This window comes from Enterobacter genomosp. S, from assembly GCF_001631805.1.
GTDB classification, from domain to species: Bacteria; Pseudomonadota; Gammaproteobacteria; order Enterobacterales; family Enterobacteriaceae; genus Enterobacter; species Enterobacter quasihormaechei.
The window spans coordinates 387,984-406,734 of the sequence record NZ_LVVA01000001.1; the positions used below are offsets into that span (position 1 = coordinate 387,984).

Consider the following 18,751-nt stretch of genomic DNA (forward strand, 5'->3'; position numbering starts at 1 on the left):
CCGGAACCGCGTTGAATCTACTGCACTAACGCGAGCAGTTCCCTGAGCAAATGTTCCGGCTGTTCACCGCTGAGTTCAGCGTCAACCGGCAGATACCACCAGTTTTCTTTCGCAAAGGCCCGGCATTTTACCGCGTCTTTTTCCGTCATGATTAGCGTCTGCCCCGGTGCTGCCAGCCTGTCGACCTCGTCGGCCACCAGCGCCTGGTGATCGGCCAGCGGAACCCGTTTTTCAAGCCTTGCGCCACACTGCTCCAGCGTCGCGAAAAAACGCGGAGGATGACCAATCCCGGCCATCGCAACCAGACGATCCAGCTGCGCGACGTCTTTACGCTCGCCGGTCAGCATATTCACTGCCTGTCCGGGACGAAGATGCATCGGGATCTCGCCCGCTTTGGCTTCACCGCCGTTTACAATCACAGCATCAACGGTCTTCAGGCGCGACGCACGCTCACGCATTGGACCGGCTGGCAGCCACCAGCCGTTGCCAAAACGCCGCACGCCGTCAATAACCACGATCTCTTTGTCACGCGCCAGTGCATAATGCTGCAAGCCATCATCGGTAATAATGATTTGTACGCTATGCTGCGCAAGCAGTGCCTTCACGGCACCACTACGCACCGGCGATACCGCAACCGGCGCACCCGTGCGCTGGTAAATCAGTACTGGCTCATCACCGGCTTCAGCGGTTGTCGTGTCCGGCCTCAGCACCAGAGGATACTGAGCCGCTTTACCGCCGTAACCGCGTGAGACCACGCCCGCGCGGATACCGCGCTTCTGGAGCTGTTCTACCAGCCAGATCACCACCGGGGTTTTGCCGTTTCCACCCGCTGTCAGGTTACCGACCACCACCACCGGTACCGGTGCGCGCCAGGCGCGCTTGATCCCGAGGCGGTAAAGCAGACGAATAGCACCGCTCACCAGGCCATACAGCCAGGAGAGCGGGAGAAGCAGCACCCACAGGGGGGATTCACCCGACCAGATGCGTGCAATCATTGACCGAACTGCATTTTATGGAGCTGCGCGTAAACACCACGCTGTTCCAGCAGGTCCGCATGGCTGCCGCGTTCAACGATAACGCCGTCTTCCACCACCACGATTTCGTCAGCCTGTTCGATTGTCGACAGACGGTGCGCGATAACCAGCGAAGTACGGTTTTTCTGCAATTCATCCAGAGCCGACTGGATAGCGCGTTCAGATTCCGTATCCAGTGCGGATGTCGCTTCATCCAGGATCAGAATCGGGCTGTTGCGCAGCAGCGCACGGGCAATCGCGATACGTTGACGCTGACCACCGGAGAGCAGCACGCCGTTTTCGCCAATGATCGTATCCAGGCCATTATCCATTTTGTTAATAAAGTCCATCGCATAGGCCATGCGCGCCGCGTTTTCAATCTCTTCACGGCTGTACTCTTCGGTACGGGCATACGCAATGTTGTTTGCCACCGTGTCGTTGAACAGGTGCACGTTCTGCGATACCAGCGCGACTTGGTTACGCAGCGACTGTAGGGTATATTCCCGCAGGTCGTGACCATCCAGCAGGATCTCGCCCTGGTCGATGTCGTAGAAACGGGTAATCAGGCTGGCAATGGTCGACTTGCCCGAACCGGAACGCCCCACCAGCGCAACGGTTTTACCCGCCGGAATGGACAGGCTGATATCACGCAGTGCCGGCACTTCGCGGCCTGGATAGGTAAAGGTGACGTTACGGAACTCCAGGTCGCCTTTAGCACGTTCGATCACGCGTGTACCTTCATCTTTTTCCTGTTCGGAATCGAGGATGCTGAACAGCGTCTGGCAGGCTGCCATCCCGCGCTGGAACTGGGCGTTGACGTTGGTCAGCGATTTCAGCGGACGCATCAGCGCAATCATGGATGAGAACACCACGGTAATGGTACCCGCAGTCAGGGTCTCCATGACGCTCGGGAAGCTTGCGGCATACAGAACAAAGGCCAGTGCCAGAGAGGCAATCAGCTGAATGATCGGATCGGAAATCGACGAGGCCGATACCATTTTCATCCCTTGCAGACGCATTCTGTTGCTGACCTTGTCAAAGCGTTTGGTTTCGACTCCCTGACCGCCGAAAATCAACACTTCTTTATGGCCTTTCAGCATCTGCTCGGCGCTGGTAGTAACCTGACCCATCGTATTTTGCATATTTTTACTGATGTTGCGAAAACGCTTAGACACCACGCGGATAGCGATGGAGACAATCGGCGCCAGCACAATAAGGATGAGCGACAGCTGCCAGCTGTAATAGAACATCATCGCAAACAGACCGATAATGGATGCACCCTCACGCACAACGGTAATCAGTGCGCTGGACGACGATGATGCCACCTGCTCTGAATCGTAGGTAATACGTGACAGCAGCGTACCGGTTGACTGTTTGTCAAAGAAAGAGACGGGCATCCCCATCATATGGCTGAACAGCCGGCGGCGCATGGTCATCACCACTTTACCGGATACCCAGGAGATGCAGTAGCTGGATACATAGCTGGAGATTCCGCGTAAGATCATCAGCCCAATAACCACCAGCGGCATCCATAGCAGCACTGAACGATCCGTTTTACCAAAACCGTCATCCAGTAACGGTTTGAGGAGCGATAACATAAACGTATCGCTGGCTGCGTTGAGGATTAACGCTACGCCCGCCACGATCAAGCCTGCTTTGAAAGGAGCAATCATCGGCCAGAGCCGGCGGAACGTTTGCCACGTGGAGAGATCTTTGTCGTTATGCATTCAAAAAACCAGCATTTGTTGAAATAGCCGCATATTCTACCCGTTATCTACGGGCGCGCCAAACCACTGATGATACCAACGCGGTAAATAGTGTTCACGTAAGCGGCGAATGTGCCGACTATGGTGCGAAAACGTCACAGATATCTGCCCGGAATGAGGGGTGTCAAGCCACTGATATCCCTGAGTTCGATAGCGCCGGACCACTTTTTTGGAAGGGAAACGCCATGCGTTATAGCGGGCCATTGAGGCCAGCGAAACCTGCCCCTCTACGCGCTGTAACAGCGGCGTTGAGGATGACGTGTTACTTCCATGATGCGGCACCTGAATCAGTGTAGACGCAAGTTGACGCCAGCGGTGGCTCAGCATTCCCAGCTCTGCCTGCGCTTCAATATCTCCGGTCAGTAAAACGCTCTGTTCGCCGTCATCAATTTTTACCACGCAGGAGCGGTTATTACCCTTCGCAGCGGTGTTTTCCGGCGGCCAGTGCGCGGTGAACGTTAGCCCCTGCCACTGCCATCGCTGCCCACGAAAGCAGGGAAGATGCCCGGCCCAGGCCAAAGGGCTCCTGATCCACATTGCGGGCCAGGCGGTTTTTAACGATGCCAGTCCCCCCGCATGATCGAGGTGTTCATGGCTGAGGATCACCCCTTCCGGGCTCAGATGATGCCAGCGTAGCCAGGGGATAATCAGCTGTTGCGCACTGTCCCCATCGGGCCACGCCAGCCCGGTGTCATACAGAATGGCCTTACCGTGACGCTCAATGACCATCGCCAGCCCCTGCCCTACATCAAGCATATGCAGTGACCAGCTATCGGTTTTATCCCTGTGCCAGAGTGGAAATGCCAGCACCACGCTGCCTGCCAGACAGACGGCGGGAACTGCGCTGAAGGCCCTGAATCGCCAGCCAATAATCAGCAGCCACGGCAGTAACGTCAGGTATTGCCAGCGCTCATCAACGTCCTGCCAGCCATTTAGTAAACGCATCAACACCCAGAAAAGCCCTGCCAGAGATTTATCCGCAGCCAGCCAGACGATACTTTCCAGCGCAGCGACCGGAAACAGATGCAGAAACATGCCGAGCAGGATAAGAGGAACTGAAATAAAGGTGACCAGAGGAACGGCAAACAGGTTCGCCACCAGCGAGGATACACTGAAACCATGGAAAATCAGGACCTGAAGCGGCAACAGAAGCAGCAGCATTCCAACCTGCAAATACACTAGCGTCGCCAGCGGCCGCAGGCCCCGATTCCGTTGCCAGGATGGAAGAGGCAACCACTGATACCAAAAAATAAGCGCGGCGACCGCAAACGCAGATAACGCCAGGCTTTGTGACAGCACCGCCAGAGGATCGAAAAACAGGATCGCCGCCACGCAGGTAAGCCAGACCTGCCAGGGCGACCACTGGCGACCGCTCATCTTTAATGCGGCCAGCACTACAAGCGCGATAACCGTGCGCAGCGCAGGCGGCTGCAATCCCGTAAGCCACGCGTAAAACGCGGCAAAAAGCAGCCCTGCCAGCAGGGGCATTTGCCAGATAATCCAGCGGCACGGCAGGAAAAACTGAATGCCTCGAGCCAGTAGCCAGACAACAGAGGCTGCCAGCGCAATATGCAGTCCCGAAATGGCCATGAGATGCATCGTTCCGGTTTCACGCATCAGGTTTTTTATCTCCCGCGAGACCGACAGACGCTCTCCCATCCCCAGCCCCAGGATCACGGGCCCCCACTGATATGCGGAAAGCGTATTCCGTAGCGACGTCAGGTATTGCGAACGCAGGCTACAGCGTTCGTCAACGATCGCCGCATGGGTAAACCGCCCGCTCAGCGTCTGGTGTCGGGCAAAGGCATTTTTCTGCGAATCATAGCCGCCATCGTTGAGCTCTCCGTGTACTGCCCTGAGCCGCAGGGTCATCGCCCAGCGTTGGCCGACGCAGACGTTTTGCGGCAGGTAGTTGCCATATAGCGCCACGCCCATGTTAGCCCACACACGTTCGCCATTGAGTCTGACAATCTTTCCCTGATGCATCGTTGCGCCGTCCGTTGCGGTAATGACTACCTCAGCCTGCTGCGGGCCTTTCGTTAAATGGTTCATCGGCCACACGCTCTCCCGAGCGGCCAGAAATCCCCAGCACAAAAAGAGCACTGCGAGGCCTGAAAACGTAAGCCACTTTTTCTGCCGCACGGATAACGCAATTCCTGCTGCAATCAGCACCCAGACAGTTTGCAAATCAGGCAAAACGGGTAACCAATAGAGCGGGATTATGGCCAGAATGGCGCAGATACTGATGACGTGGATGCCCATCTTCACCTCCATGTTTCAGGTGATTATGCGGCGGGACTGGCGCGTCGTCAGACAGAAAAGGCGTGATTTACAGCGAGCGCTGCAACGTTTTTAAGTACTTGCAGAAAAGAGCAGCTGAGAATGCGGCGCGTATTCAGAATCGCAGAGGCGAGAGACAAAAAAAGCACCCTAAGGTGCTTTCTTTAAACTCAGTTTAACCCTGATGATTAAACTCAGTTGCCGTAAATATTGGCGCGATCGCGCAGCTCTTTACCCGGCTTAAAGTGCGGAACATACTTTCCTTCCAGCTCCACTTTATCGCCAGTCTTCGGGTTACGCCCGGTACGTGGTGCACGATAGTGCAGAGAAAAACTACCGAAACCGCGGATTTCAATGCGCTCGCCCTGGGCAAGAGTGGTAGCCATATGCTCCAGCATCTCTTTAACGGCATCTTCCACAGCCTTAGCAGGGATATGCGGTTGCTGACTGGCAAGTCTTTCAATCAATTCTGACTTGGTCATGATTCCTCCGGTTCCTTTCAAACCAATTAGCTGAACAGCTCATTAAACAAGGGCGGCCGTAGCCGCCCTTTGTTATTGATTACAGGACGAATCCTGCAATCTGTCAAGTCTGCTCTCCATCCTTCGCGCCGTAAATGCGTTACAGCTCAAATGATGGTGCGAACCTGAACTTACTCGCCTTTAGCTGCTTTGAAAGCTTCAGCCATTGCGTTGTTAGAGAAGTTTGCATCTTCCTGTTTGTTAACAGTTGCGATTGCATCTTTCTCATCAGCTTCGTCTTTAGCGCGAACAGACAGGCTGATTGCACGGTTCTTACGGTCAACACCGGTGAACTTAGCTTCAACGTCGTCGCCAACGCTCAGAACCAGAGTTGCATCTTCAACGCGGTCACGTGAAGCTTCGGAAGCGCGCAGGTAACCTTCAACGCCGTCAGCCAGTTCTACGGTTGCGCCTTTAGCGTCAACAGCAGTCACTTTACCGTTTACGATTGCGCCTTTCTTGTTCAGTGCAACCCAGTTGTTGAACGGATCTTCTGCGAGCTGTTTAACGCCCAGGGAGATACGCTCACGCTCTGCGTCAACTTGCAGAACAACCGCTGCGATTTCGTCGCCTTTTTTGTATTCACGAACTGCTTCTTCGCCTGCAACGTTCCAGGAGATGTCAGACAGGTGAACCAGGCCATCGATGCCGCCGTCCAGGCCGATGAAGATACCGAAGTCAGTGATAGACTTGATTTTACCTTCAACACGGTCGCCCTTGTTGTGGGTTTCCGCGAACTGCTGCCATGGGTTGTTTTTGCACTGCTTCAGGCCCAGGGAGATACGACGACGTTCTTCGTCGATATCCAGAACCATCACTTCCACTACATCACCAACGTTAACAACTTTGGATGGGTGGATGTTTTTGTTGGTCCAGTCCATTTCGGAAACGTGCACCAGACCTTCAACGCCTTCTTCGATTTCAACGAAGCAGCCGTAGTCAGTCAGGTTGGTTACGCGACCAGTCAGTTTAGTCCCTTCTGGGTAACGCTTAGCGATAGCTACCCATGGATCTTCGCCCAGTTGTTTCAGGCCGAGGGAGACACGAGTACGCTCGCGGTCGAACTTCAGCACTTTAACAGTGATTTCGTCGCCCACGTTCACGATTTCGCTTGGGTGCTTAACGCGTTTCCACGCCATGTCGGTGATGTGCAGCAGGCCATCAACGCCGCCCAGGTCAACGAATGCGCCGTAGTCAGTGAGGTTCTTAACGATACCTTTGACTTCCATGCCTTCCTGCAGGTTTTCCAGCAGCTGATCGCGTTCTGCGCTGTTTTCGGATTCGATAACGGCACGACGGGAAACAACAACGTTGTTACGCTTCTGGTCCAGCTTGATTACTTTGAACTCAAGCTCTTTGCCTTCGAGGTGCAGGGTGTCACGGACTGGACGAACGTCTACCAGTGAACCTGGCAGGAACGCACGAATACCATTCAGCTCAACAGTGAAGCCACCTTTAACTTTGCCGTTGATAACACCGACCACAGTTTCAGCTTCTTCGTAAGCTTTCTCCAGCGTGATCCATGCTTCGTGACGTTTAGCTTTCTCACGAGACAGCAGGGTTTCGCCGAAGCCGTCTTCTACTGCGTCCAGAGCAACGTCAACTTCGTCACCAACCTGGATTTCCAGCTCGCCCTGGGCGTTTTTGAACTGCTCAGCCGGAATGGCGGACTCAGATTTCAGACCGGCGTCAACCAGTACTACGTCTTTGTCGATAGCAACAACAACACCACGAACGATGGAACCCGGACGGGTTTCGATTTCTTTTAAGGATTCTTCAAACAGTTGAGCAAAAGATTCAGTCATGTTTAATCTTCAGGTTAATATTAACGTCCACCTGGCTCCGTGCCGGATGGGGTTGTTTCACATACCCGCCGTCAATCCATTGCAGCGGGGGTACTGCTAAATCGGTCGCGATTACGCGAGTGCCAGTTTTTGGCGCGCATATTGTAGCGCTTTTTCAATCACTTGCTCAATAGTTAAACTGGTAGAATCCAGCACTAATGCATCTTCTGCGGGAACAAGCGGTGCGACGGCGCGGTTACGATCGCGGTCATCGCGCTCTTTTATCTCGGATAAAAGGCGATCAAAGTTAACACTAAACCCCTTTTCCTGCAACTGAAGCATACGGCGTTGAGCACGTTCTTCCGAAGAGGCGTCGAGGAAAATTTTCACTGGCGCATCGGGGAATACCACGGTTCCCATGTCGCGGCCGTCGGCGATCAGCCCCGGCGCTTCACGGAAACCACGCTGGCGACGTAACAGCGCCTCGCGAACGCGAGGGAAAGCCGCCACCTGAGAAGCCGCATTGGCCACTTCCTGCGTGCGGATTTCACCGCTGACATCTTCCCCTTCCAGGATCACTTCAAGGTTGCCATCAGTTGAGACAAAGCGCACATCCAGATGCGCAGCCAGCGGTACCAGCGCTTCCTCAGACGCAACATCCACATGATGATGCAGCGCAGCCAGCGCCAGCACGCGATAGATTGCTCCCGAATCTAAAAGATGCCATTGCAATGCTTCCGCCATCGCTTTGCACAGAGTACCTTTCCCTGCGCCACTCGGCCCGTCAATGGTGATTACCGGGGCAATTGCCGTCATCTTTTTCTCCTTAATTAAGGCATACCGTTAACATGAACGCCGCGCATTATACGCGCCAACGTGCGCAACTGTTAACTTTGCGTGCAAATTCCGAAATGATTGAAGCAGAGTGTAGAAGAAATGAAAGAGGATGACTGTCAGAAAGCGTAAGGAAATGCCGCATCGGGTGATGCGGCACAAGATCATCAGGCCAGGGTGCTAATGCGCGCCAGCTGCTCGAAGTAGTCCGGGAAGGTCTTTGCCGTACATTTCGGATCGAGGATAGTGACCGGCGTATCTGACAGCGCCACCAGCGAGAAACACATCGCCATGCGGTGATCGTTGTAGGTACCAATTTCTGCAAATTGCAGTTTTGCCGGAGGGGTAACGCGAATGTAGTCTTCGCCCTCTTCGACCTCCGCCCCCACTTTACGCAGCTCGGTTGCCATTGCGAACAGGCGGTCCGTCTCTTTTACGCGCCAGTTGTAAATGTTCCGCAGCGTGGTGGGGCCTTTCGCAAACAGCGCAGCGGTGGCAATAGTCATCGCCGCATCAGGAATGTGGTTCATGTCCATATCAATGGCATTCAGCTCACCGTGGGTACAGGCGATGAAGTCATCGCCCCAGGTCACCACCGCGCCCATTTTTTCCAGCACATCGGCAAAGCGGATATCGCCCTGCACGCTGTTGCGGCCAATCCCGGTCACCTTGACGGTACCGCCCTTGATCGCGCCCGCGGCCAGGAAGTAAGAGGCCGATGACGCGTCACCTTCTACAAGGTACTGACCCGGAGAGTGATACTGCTGCCCACCGCGAACCACGAAGCGCTGGTAAGACTGGTTTTCCACCTCAACGCCGAAGGTATTCATCAGGTGCAGGGTAATATCAATGTACGGCTTAGAGACCAGGTCGCCTTTAATGCTGATAACGGTATCCTGTGGGGCCAGCGGTGCGGTCATCAGCAGCGCGGTCAGGAACTGACTGGAGACGCTACCGTCCACCTCAACGTTACCCCCGGTAAATCCCCCGCGCAGACGCAGTGGCGGGTAATTTTCCTGCTCAAGATAATCTATCTGCGCGCCGCCCTGACGCAGGGCATCCACCAGATGGCCGATCGGGCGCTCTTTCATTCGCGGCTCACCGGTCAGCACAATATTGTTGTTCCCCAGACACAGCGCTGCGGCCAGAGGACGCATTGCCGTACCAGCGTTACCCAGGAAAAGCTCCAGCGATTCAGCAGAACGTAACGCGCCGCCGTTACCAGTGACTTCACAACGGGTACGATCGTCGGACAGCGTATAATGAACTCCCAACGCTTTCAGCGCATTGAGCATATGGCGCACGTCATCGCTGTCCAGCAGGTTGGTGAGGACGGTGGTGCCGTGTGCCAGAGCTGCCAGCAGCAGAGCGCGGTTCGAGACACTTTTTGAACCAGGCAGATTAATGGTGCCATCTACCCGCGCGATAGGTTGTAACGTCAGGGATTCCATGAAACTCAACTCTCAACTCAACATAATAAAAACCCCGCAGCAACGCTGCGGGGGTGAAAAACAGCCCGTTAACCGTGACGACGTTCGAAGTCGATCATGAAATCGGTCAGAGCTTTAACGCCTTCCAGCGGCATGGCGTTATAGATAGAGGCACGCATCCCGCCAACCACGCGATGGCCTTTCAGCGCGTGCAGACCCGCCGCGAACGACTCTTCCAGGAATACGCTGTCCAGGCTGCTGTCTGCCAGCTGGAACGGTACGTTCATGCGCGAACGGTTAGCTTTCGCCACATCGTTACGGTAGAAATCGCTCTTGTCGATCGTGCCGTACAGCAGTTCGGCTTTCTGCTGATTGATCTTGTCCATCTGCGCCACGCCGCCATTTTGCTTCAGCCATTTGAAGACCAGGCCGGAGAGATACCAGGCAAACGTAGGTGGAGTGTTGAACATGGAGTCGTTGTCATTCAGGACAGTGTAATCCAGGATTGACGGGCAGGATTTATGGGCTTTCCCCAGCAGGTCTTCACGGACAATGACAATAGTCAGCCCCGCAGGACCGATGTTTTTCTGAGCACCTGCATAAATGACGCCGTAGCGGCTAACGTCCAGGGGAGTGGACAGAATGGTTGAAGAGAGGTCTGCCGTCACAATGACATTGTCGCCAAAGTCTGGCTCTTCATGAATGGCGATGCCGTCGATGGTTTCGTTCGGGCAGTAGTGGAGATACGCAGCGTTGTCAGACAGCTGCCACTCGCTCATCGGCTTCACGGCGCGCAGGCCGTCGACGGTGACTTTGGCATCGATGACATTCGGCGTGCAGTATTTGTGCGCTTCTTTTACCGCACTGGCTGCCCAGTAGCCGGCATCGACGTAATCAGCGGTGGTTTTGTCGCCCAGCAGATTAAGCGGGATACCCGCAAACTGGCCGCGTCCACCGCCGTGACAGAACAATACTTTGTAGTTCGAGGGAATGTTCAGCAGATCGCGAAAATCCTTTTCTGCCTCTTCCGCCACCTGAATAAACGCTTTACCCCGGTGGCTGATTTCCATCACCGACGTACCCAGACCGTTCCAGTCACAAAGTTCCTGTTGAGCCTGTTTAAGCACGTCTGCCGGTAACATTGCCGGACCTGAACTGAAATTAAAGACTTGAGCCATTTCCCCTCACCACGCTAAAAGCCATAAGTTATAACTGTGGATATCGGTTTTATCATTCAGTGACACGCGCCGCAATGTCTAAAACTTATGGCCGGAGAAATGTGTCCCTCGTCACACAAAACAATCTGCCGTACCGTTGTCACAAAACCGACAAAATCGCTGTCAGGTAATGCGCTTAGCCCGGCTAACCTTCGTCCATTCTGGATTCGTACAGCGAGGACATAATTGATGATCGCCCGCTTGCATGCCCACCACGTGGCTACATTTTATGCAGGCATACTCACCCGCCTCAGGTACGGTTTTGTATCGCTCGATGAGCATATCCGGCAGGATGCACAGCCCGGGCCTGACCTCATCGTCGGAATAGTAATAAATGCTGATTTGACCGTTCGTTTCCATAATCGCCAGACGCACCTGCCCCAGCTGTTCAACGCTGCTGATGCGAAGCTCCATAAAGAACTCAAACTCCGTCATATTGGCGCGTTGCACGTTCTCCCAGGCCAGTTGACCATCTTCGACAATCACCACCGGTTTCCCTTCGAACAGATCTTCCAGCTTTTCGCTTTTCGACATCAGCCACATGACCAGCCGGTAGAGCAGCGCGAGCGTCACGAAGACGACAAAGACCGGCACCATAGGCACATCATCATAAAAGGCAACGTCCCCCGCCGCCGACCCCAGCGTCAGGATGATCAGCACCTCAAACAACGACATCTGCCGGACGCCGCGGCGTCCGGTGATTTTCAGAAACAGGAAGACGAGAACAAAGGTGTAGAAGCTGCGCAGCGCCACTTCACCTAAAAACTCGGGGGGAACTTTATCAAACGCCATCCGCTGGAGATCAAATGCTTTCATTTTTCTATGCCTTTACAGTAGGTTACTGCTTATAAGCATAGCCCAGCCATTTATTTTCGCCGGAGATAGCACCCGTCACGCAAAACCCGTATCATTGCGCGCTTTACGTACGATAAAAGTGAACGCCATGACTCAAACGTTTATCCCCGGCAAAGACGCCGCTCTGGAAGATTCCATCGCTCGCTTCCAGCAGAAACTGACCGACCTGGGCTTTAATATCGAAGAAGCCTCCTGGCTGAATCCGGTGCCTCACGTCTGGTCCGTGCATATTCGCGACAAAGACTGTGCGCTGTGCTTTACCAACGGTAAAGGCGCAACCAAAAAAGCGGCGCTGGCCTCTGCGCTGGGTGAGTATTTTGAACGTCTGTCGACCAACTACTTCTTCGCCGACTTCTGGCTGGGCGACACCATCGCCAACGGTCCGTTCGTTCACTATCCGAATGAAAAATGGTTCCCGCTGACCGAGGACGATGAACTGCCGGAAGGTATTCTGGATGCGCGTCTGCGTGCCTTCTACGATCCGGAAAACGAACTGACCGCCAGCATGCTGATCGACCTGCAATCCGGCAATGAGGAACGTGGGATCTGCGCCCTGCCGTTCACCCGCCAGTCTGATGAGCAGACCGTCTATATTCCGATGAATATCGTTGGCAACCTGTATGTGTCTAACGGTATGTCCGCCGGTAACACCCGCAATGAAGCGCGCGTACAGGGTCTCTCTGAAGTCTTCGAGCGTCATATCAAAAACCGCATTATTGCCGAATCCATCAGCCTGCCTGAAATTCCGGCAGACGTGCTGGCGCGCTACCCGGGCGTGGTGGAATCCATCGCCAAACTGGAAGCGGAAGGTTTCCCAATCTTTGCGTATGACGGCTCGCTGGGCGGTAAATATCCGGTTATCTGCGTCGTGCTGTTTAACCCGACTAACGGAACCTGCTTCGCCTCCTTTGGCGCGCATCCTGACTTCGGCGTGGCGCTGGAGCGTACCGTGACCGAGCTGCTGCAGGGCCGTAGCCTGAAAGATCTCGACGTATTCACCCCGCCAACGTTTGACGATGAAGAAGTAGCCGAGCACACCAACCTCGAAACCCACTTCATCGACTCCAGCGGTTTGATCTCCTGGGATATGTTCAAGCAGGACGCGGACTATCCGTTCGTGGACTGGAGCTTTGCCGGTACGACGGAAGAAGAGTTCGCCACGCTGATGGCGATCTTCAACGCGGAGGATCAGGAAGTCTATATTGCCGACTATGAACACCTTGGCGTTTACGCGTGCCGTATCATTGTACCGGGCATGTCCGACATTTATCCGGCAGAAGATCTGTGGCTGGCGAACAACAGCATGGGCGCACATCTGCGTGAAACCCTGCTGGCCCTGCCGGGCAGCGAGTGGGAAAAGGAAGATTATCTGAACCTGATCGCCCAGCTGGACGACGAAGGTCACGATGATTTCACCCGCGTACGTGAGCTGCTGGGTCTGGCAACCGGAAAAGATAACGGCTGGTACACGCTGCGCATCGGCGAACTGAAAGCGATGCTGGCACTGGCGGGCGGCGATCTGGATCAGGCTCTGGCCTGGACCGAGTGGACGATGGAGTTTAACCAGTCCGTCTTCTCCGCCGAGCGCACTAACTATTACCGTTGCCTGCAAACGCTGCTTCTGCTTTCTCAGGAAGACGAGCGCGAGCCATTGCAGTATCTGAACGCCTTTGTCCGCATGTACGGTGCAGATGCTGTTGAAGCTGCCAGCGCGGCACTGAGCGGTGAAGAGCCGTTCTATGGCCTGCAAGCGGTTGACAGCGATCTGAAAGCCTTCCCGGCGCATCAGTCGCTGCTGAATGCGTATGAAAAATTGCAGAAGGCAAAAGCCGCTTACTGGTCAAAATAAGCGCATATAACATTAATGGCAGTAGGCGTATTCAACCGCCTGAGCTATATTACGGGGCAATTTTATTGCCCCTTTTTTTTTATTTTTAGGCAATGACATTTAAATGTAATAGTTAAGTTAACCATGGGTAAATATAAAAATACTTACCTGTGCTTTACTGTTACTAATTATAATAAATACTCCATTTTAATTAACTGTTTTAAGGGAGGCTGAAGGAAAAAATTCAACTCTTTTCATAACTTTTAAAATTTATTTTTATACGGATAATCAAATACTTACTCCGCTTTTGCTGTAAAACCATACACACTGCGGGCCTATAAGCCAGGCGAGATATGATCTATATCAATTTCTCTTCTATAATGCTTTGTTAGTATCTCGTCGCCGACTTAATAAAGAGAGAGTTAGTGTGAAAGCTGACAACCCTTTTGATCTATTACTCCCCGCTGCGATGGCGAAAGTTGCCGAAGAAGCGGGTGTCTACAAAGCAACGAAACATCCGATGACGACGTTCTTTCTGGCCATCACGGCTGGTGTGTTCATCTCCATCGCTTTCGTCTTCTATATCACAGCCACCACCGGCACGGCCGGGATGCCTTTCGGCATAGCGAAACTGATTGGTGGTATTTGCTTCTCACTGGGTCTGATTCTTTGCGTCATCTGCGGTGCCGACCTCTTCACCTCAACGGTGTTGATTGTTGTGGCAAAAGCCAGCGGAAGAATTACCTGGGGTCAACTGGGGCGCAACTGGCTCAACGTCTACGTTGGTAACCTGATTGGCTGTCTGCTCTTTGTTCTGTTGATGTGGCTCTCTGGCGAGTACATGACCGCCAACGGCGGCTGGGGGCTTAACGTCCTGCAAACCGCTGACCACAAAATGCACCATACATTTATCGAAGCTGTTGCTCTCGGCATCCTTGCAAACCTGATGGTCTGCCTGGCGGTCTGGATGAGCTACTCTGGTCGTAGCCTGATGGATAAAGCCATGATTATGGTTCTGCCGGTTGCGATGTTTGTTGCCAGCGGCTTTGAGCACAGTATTGCGAATATGTTCATGATCCCGATGGGGATTGTTATCCGCAACTTTGCAAGCCCGGAGTTCTGGACTGCTGTTGGTTCAACCCCGGAAAATTTTTCACACCTGACTATTATGAATTTCATTACTGATAACCTGATCCCCGTCACTATCGGGAACATTATCGGTGGGGGTCTGTTAGTTGGGTTGACATACTGGGTCATTTACCTGCGTGGCGGCGATCATCATTAATGGTTGTCTCAGGCAGTAAATAAAAAATCCACTTAAGAAGGTAGGTGTTACATGTCCGAGCTTAATGAAAAGTTAGCCACAGCCTGGGAAGGTTTTACGAAAGGTGACTGGCAGAATGAAGTCAACGTCCGTGACTTTATTCAGAAAAACTATACCCCGTATGAAGGTGACGAATCCTTCCTGGCTGGTGCAACTGACGCAACCACCAAGCTGTGGGACAGCGTAATGGAAGGCGTTAAACTGGAAAACCGCACTCACGCGCCAGTTGATTTTGACACCTCCGTTGCTTCCACCATCACTTCTCACGATGCTGGCTACATCAACAAAGCCCTTGAGAAAATCGTTGGTCTCCAGACTGAAGCACCACTGAAACGCGCAATCATCCCGTTCGGTGGCATTAAAATGGTTGAAGGTTCCTGCAAAGCGTATAACCGCGAGCTGGACCCAATGCTGAAAAAAATCTTCACCGAATACCGTAAAACCCATAACCAGGGCGTATTTGATGTTTACACCAAAGACATTCTGAACTGCCGTAAATCTGGCGTTCTGACCGGTCTGCCAGATGCCTATGGCCGTGGCCGTATCATCGGTGACTACCGTCGCGTTGCGCTGTACGGTATCGACTTCCTGATGAAAGACAAATACGCACAGTTCGTCTCTCTCCAGTCTGACCTGGAAAACGGCGTAAACCTGGAAGCCACTATCCGTCTGCGTGAAGAGATTGCTGAACAGCACCGTGCGCTGGGTCAAATCAAAGAGATGGCGGCTAAATACGGCTGCGATATCTCTGGTCCTGCAACCAACGCTCAGGAAGCTATCCAGTGGACCTACTTCGGCTACCTGGCCGCTGTTAAGTCTCAGAACGGTGCAGCAATGTCCTTCGGCCGCGTATCCACCTTCCTGGATGCGTACATCGAACGTGACCTGAAAGCAGGTAAAATCACCGAGCAAGACGCTCAGGAAATGATTGACCACTTGGTCATGAAACTGCGTATGGTTCGCTTCCTGCGTACTCCAGAATATGATGAGCTGTTCTCTGGTGACCCAATCTGGGCAACCGAATCTATCGGCGGTATGGGCGTAGATGGCCGTACTCTGGTAACCAAAAACAGCTTCCGCTTCCTGAACACCCTGTACACCATGGGTCCTTCTCCGGAGCCGAACATCACCGTTCTGTGGTCTGAAAAACTGCCTCTGAACTTCAAGAAATTCGCCGCTAAAGTGTCCATCGACACCTCTTCTCTGCAATATGAGAACGATGACCTGATGCGTCCGGACTTCAACAACGACGACTACGCTATCGCGTGCTGCGTAAGCCCAATGGTTGTTGGTAAGCAAATGCAGTTCTTCGGTGCGCGTGCAAACCTGGCGAAAACCATGCTGTACGCAATCAACGGCGGCGTTGATGAAAAACTGAAAATGCAGGTTGGTCCTAAGTCTGAACCTATCAAAGGCGACGTGCTGAACTATGACGAAGTCATGGAGCGCATGGACCACTTCATGGACTGGCTGGCGAAGCAGTACGTGACTGCACTGAACGTTATCCACTACATGCACGACAAGTACAGCTACGAAGCCTCTCTGATGGCGCTGCACGACCGTGACGTGGTTCGCACCATGGCGTGTGGTATCGCAGGCCTGTCCGTTGCGGCTGACTCCCTGTCTGCAATCAAATATGCGAAAGTTAAACCAATTCGTGACGAAGACGGTCTGGCTATCGACTTCGAAATCGAAGGCGAATACCCGCAGTTTGGTAACAACGACGCTCGCGTTGATGACATGGCGGTTGACCTGGTAGAACGTTTCATGAAGAAAATTCAGAAACTCACTACCTACCGTAACGCTATCCCGACTCAGTCTGTTCTGACCATCACCTCTAACGTTGTGTATGGTAAGAAAACCGGTAACACCCCAGACGGTCGTCGTGCTGGCGCGCCATTCGGCCCAGGTGCTAACCCAATGCACGGTCGTGACCAGAAAGGTGCGGTTGCCTCTCTGACCTCCGTTGCTAAACTGCCGTTTGCTTACGCGAAAGATGGTATCTCTTACACCTTCTCTATCGTGCCAAACGCGCTGGGTAAAGATGACGAAGTACGTAAAACTAACCTCGCGGGTCTGATGGATGGTTACTTCCACCACGAAGCGTCCATCGAAGGTGGTCAGCACCTGAACGTGAACGTGATGAACCGTGAAATGCTGCTCGACGCGATGGAACATCCTGAGAAATATCCTCAGCTGACCATTCGTGTATCAGGTTACGCAGTACGTTTTAACTCCCTGACTAAAGAACAGCAGCAGGACGTTATCACCCGTACTTTCACTCAGTCCATGTAAGTGGAATTGACTGAAATCACGCGTTAAAAAGCGTACAATAAAGGCTCCACGTCAGTGGGGCCTTTTTAGCACCCTCTTCTCCTCAGTCTCTTTTGTCCGCTATCTATACTTTATGGATAACAGCCAAAACAGACTTCAACACAGCCGGCTTTGAGCTGTGCATACTCAGGCCCCGGACGGGCCGATGCTGGAGATATCACCGCAATGTCAATTATTGGTCGCATTCACTCCTTTGAATCCTGTGGCACCGTCGATGGCCCGGGGATCCGTTTCATCACCTTTTTCCAGGGCTGCCTGATGCGCTGCCTGTACTGCCACAACCGTGACACCTGGGATACCCACGGCGGCAAAGAAGTCACCGTTGAGGATCTGATGAAAGAGGTGGTGACCTATCGCCACTTTATGAACGCGTCCGGCGGTGGCGTGACGGCATCCGGCGGTGAAGCCATTCTTCAGGCTGAGTTTGTGCGCGACTGGTTCCGCGCCTGCCACAAAGAAGGCATTCATACCTGCCTCGACACCAACGGCTTTGTACGCCGCTACGATCCGGTTATTGATGAACTGCTTGAGGTAACCGATCTGGTGATGCTCGATCTCAAACAGATGAACGATGAAATTCACCAGAACCTGGTTGGCGTCTCGAACCACCGTACGCTGGAATTTGCCAAATACATTGCCAACAAAGGCGTCAAAACGTGGATCCGCTACGTGGTGGTGCCGGGCTGGTCAGATGATGATGATTCCGCGCATCGTCTGGGCGAGTTTACCCGGGATATGGGCAACGTGGAGAAAATTGAACTCCTGCCCTATCACGAGTTGGGTAAACACAAATGGGTGGCGATGGGCGAAGAGTACAAGCTTGACGGTGTGAAGCCGCCGAAAAAAGAGACGATGGAACGCGTCAAAGGCATTCTTGAGCAGTACGGCCACAAGGTCATGTATTAAGAAAAAGGCCCGGTGAGAACCGGGCCTTTTTATATTCTATTCAAAGACGCCGTTAATAACGGCAGTCACAATCGCGGTACTCAGGGCAATTAAGACGAGGTCGTCCCCCACCACGCGCCATTCATACCCCGGATAGGACGGAAGCTGGCCGAGCATTGAGGCAGGCACGGTTTTCTTTGCAATGCCCGGAGGCAGCGGTTTACCGCGCGCAAGATTTTTCGCAATGCCCGGAGGCAGAGAGTCATAGCCCGTTAAGCCATAGTTCAGCGCCAGATGGCGGGCGCGATCGAAGCTCACGCGCACATCGACGTCGTTACCGACATCTTTGCTGTTTTTGAAGCTTTTATCCGATTTTCCTGGATTATCCTGACCCTTATTTTGCTTATTACCATGGTTGCCGGCGTTGCCGTTACCATGATTGCCGCTATTACCTTGTCCGCCACCGTTTCCGTGGCCACCGCCATTCCCGTTCCCGGGATTAGCCATGACCGGAGCCGTTGCAAACGTTAAGGACAACACTACGGCAAGTGCGGTAGTGGTAAAACGACGAGTAGACATGATGGCTGCCTTTTAGTGGTAGTACGCATTTGAATTATCGCCAGGCAGTAAAAACGCACAATAAGCAAAAGTCTTATATGTGACAGGGACAAAAAAGCCTG

The 18,751-nt window shown here is 53.3% G+C and carries 14 protein-coding genes; 4 read left to right on the forward strand and 10 right to left on the reverse strand.

Annotation, left to right across the window (positions count from 1 at the left end; genetic code table 11):
- Positions 1–17: 17 nt before the first annotated feature.
- The 9 genes from lpxK to A3466_RS01965 form a co-directional block, all read right to left on the reverse strand.
- Positions 18–995, reverse strand: coding sequence for a tetraacyldisaccharide 4'-kinase (lpxK, locus tag A3466_RS01925; protein ID WP_063449162.1), 978 nt, complete (start codon positions 993–995; stop codon positions 18–20).
- Positions 992–2,740, reverse strand: coding sequence for a lipid A ABC transporter ATP-binding protein/permease MsbA (gene msbA, locus A3466_RS01930; protein WP_063449163.1), 1,749 nt, complete (start codon positions 2,738–2,740; stop codon positions 992–994). Before msbA ends, lpxK begins: the two co-directional genes overlap by 4 nt.
- A gap of 36 nt (positions 2,741–2,776) precedes the next feature.
- Positions 2,777–5,041, reverse strand: a complete 2,265-nt coding sequence (locus A3466_RS01935) for a ComEC family protein (protein ID WP_063449164.1) — start codon at positions 5,039–5,041, stop codon at positions 2,777–2,779.
- Positions 5,042–5,253: 212 nt separating this feature from the next.
- Positions 5,254–5,541 carry an integration host factor subunit beta gene (gene ihfB / locus A3466_RS01940; RefSeq protein ID WP_003858233.1) on the reverse strand — a complete coding sequence of 96 codons (288 nt, stop codon included), beginning with the start codon at positions 5,539–5,541 and terminating at the stop codon, positions 5,254–5,256.
- A 170-nt stretch (positions 5,542–5,711) separates the two neighbouring features.
- Positions 5,712–7,385, reverse strand: coding sequence for a 30S ribosomal protein S1 (gene rpsA, locus A3466_RS01945; protein ID WP_003858235.1), 1,674 nt, complete (start codon positions 7,383–7,385; stop codon positions 5,712–5,714).
- Between the two features lie 111 nt (positions 7,386–7,496).
- On the reverse strand, positions 7,497–8,180 hold the full coding sequence (cmk, locus tag A3466_RS01950) for a (d)CMP kinase (RefSeq protein ID WP_000125020.1): 684 nt from the start codon (positions 8,178–8,180) through the stop codon (positions 7,497–7,499).
- A gap of 185 nt (positions 8,181–8,365) precedes the next feature.
- Positions 8,366–9,649, reverse strand: a complete 1,284-nt coding sequence (gene aroA / locus A3466_RS01955; RefSeq protein WP_063449165.1) for a 3-phosphoshikimate 1-carboxyvinyltransferase — start codon at positions 9,647–9,649, stop codon at positions 8,366–8,368.
- A 68-nt stretch (positions 9,650–9,717) separates the two neighbouring features.
- Entirely contained in the window at positions 9,718–10,806 is a 1,089-nt protein-coding gene (gene serC / locus A3466_RS01960) for a 3-phosphoserine/phosphohydroxythreonine transaminase (RefSeq protein ID WP_063449166.1), read from the reverse strand.
- Positions 10,807–10,968: 162 nt separating this feature from the next.
- Positions 10,969–11,661, reverse strand: coding sequence for a DUF421 domain-containing protein (locus A3466_RS01965; protein WP_063449167.1), 693 nt, complete (start codon positions 11,659–11,661; stop codon positions 10,969–10,971).
- Between the two features lie 127 nt (positions 11,662–11,788).
- Between A3466_RS01965 and ycaO the strand changes: the two genes are divergently transcribed.
- The 4 genes from ycaO (at position 11,789) to pflA (ending at position 18,092) form a co-directional block, all read left to right on the forward strand.
- The gene (gene ycaO / locus A3466_RS01970; protein WP_165602739.1) at positions 11,789–13,549 is read left to right on the forward strand and encodes a 30S ribosomal protein S12 methylthiotransferase accessory factor YcaO; all 1,761 of its coding nucleotides are present in this window, start codon (positions 11,789–11,791) and stop codon (positions 13,547–13,549) included.
- A gap of 406 nt (positions 13,550–13,955) precedes the next feature.
- Entirely contained in the window at positions 13,956–14,813 is an 858-nt protein-coding gene (gene focA, locus A3466_RS01975) for a formate transporter FocA (protein WP_063449169.1), read from the forward strand.
- A 51-nt stretch (positions 14,814–14,864) separates the two neighbouring features.
- Entirely contained in the window at positions 14,865–17,147 is a 2,283-nt protein-coding gene (gene pflB / locus A3466_RS01980) for a formate C-acetyltransferase (RefSeq protein ID WP_015570975.1), read from the forward strand.
- Positions 17,148–17,351: 204 nt separating this feature from the next.
- Positions 17,352–18,092: a pyruvate formate lyase 1-activating protein gene (gene pflA, locus A3466_RS01985; protein WP_003858250.1), complete on the forward strand. Its 741-nt coding sequence runs from the start codon at positions 17,352–17,354 to the stop codon at positions 18,090–18,092.
- Between the two features lie 36 nt (positions 18,093–18,128).
- On the opposite strand, the gene A3466_RS01990 is transcribed toward pflA, so the two are convergent.
- Entirely contained in the window at positions 18,129–18,650 is a 522-nt protein-coding gene (locus A3466_RS01990) for an anti-virulence regulator CigR family protein (protein WP_063449170.1), read from the reverse strand.
- Between the last annotated feature and the right edge of the window lie 101 nt (positions 18,651–18,751).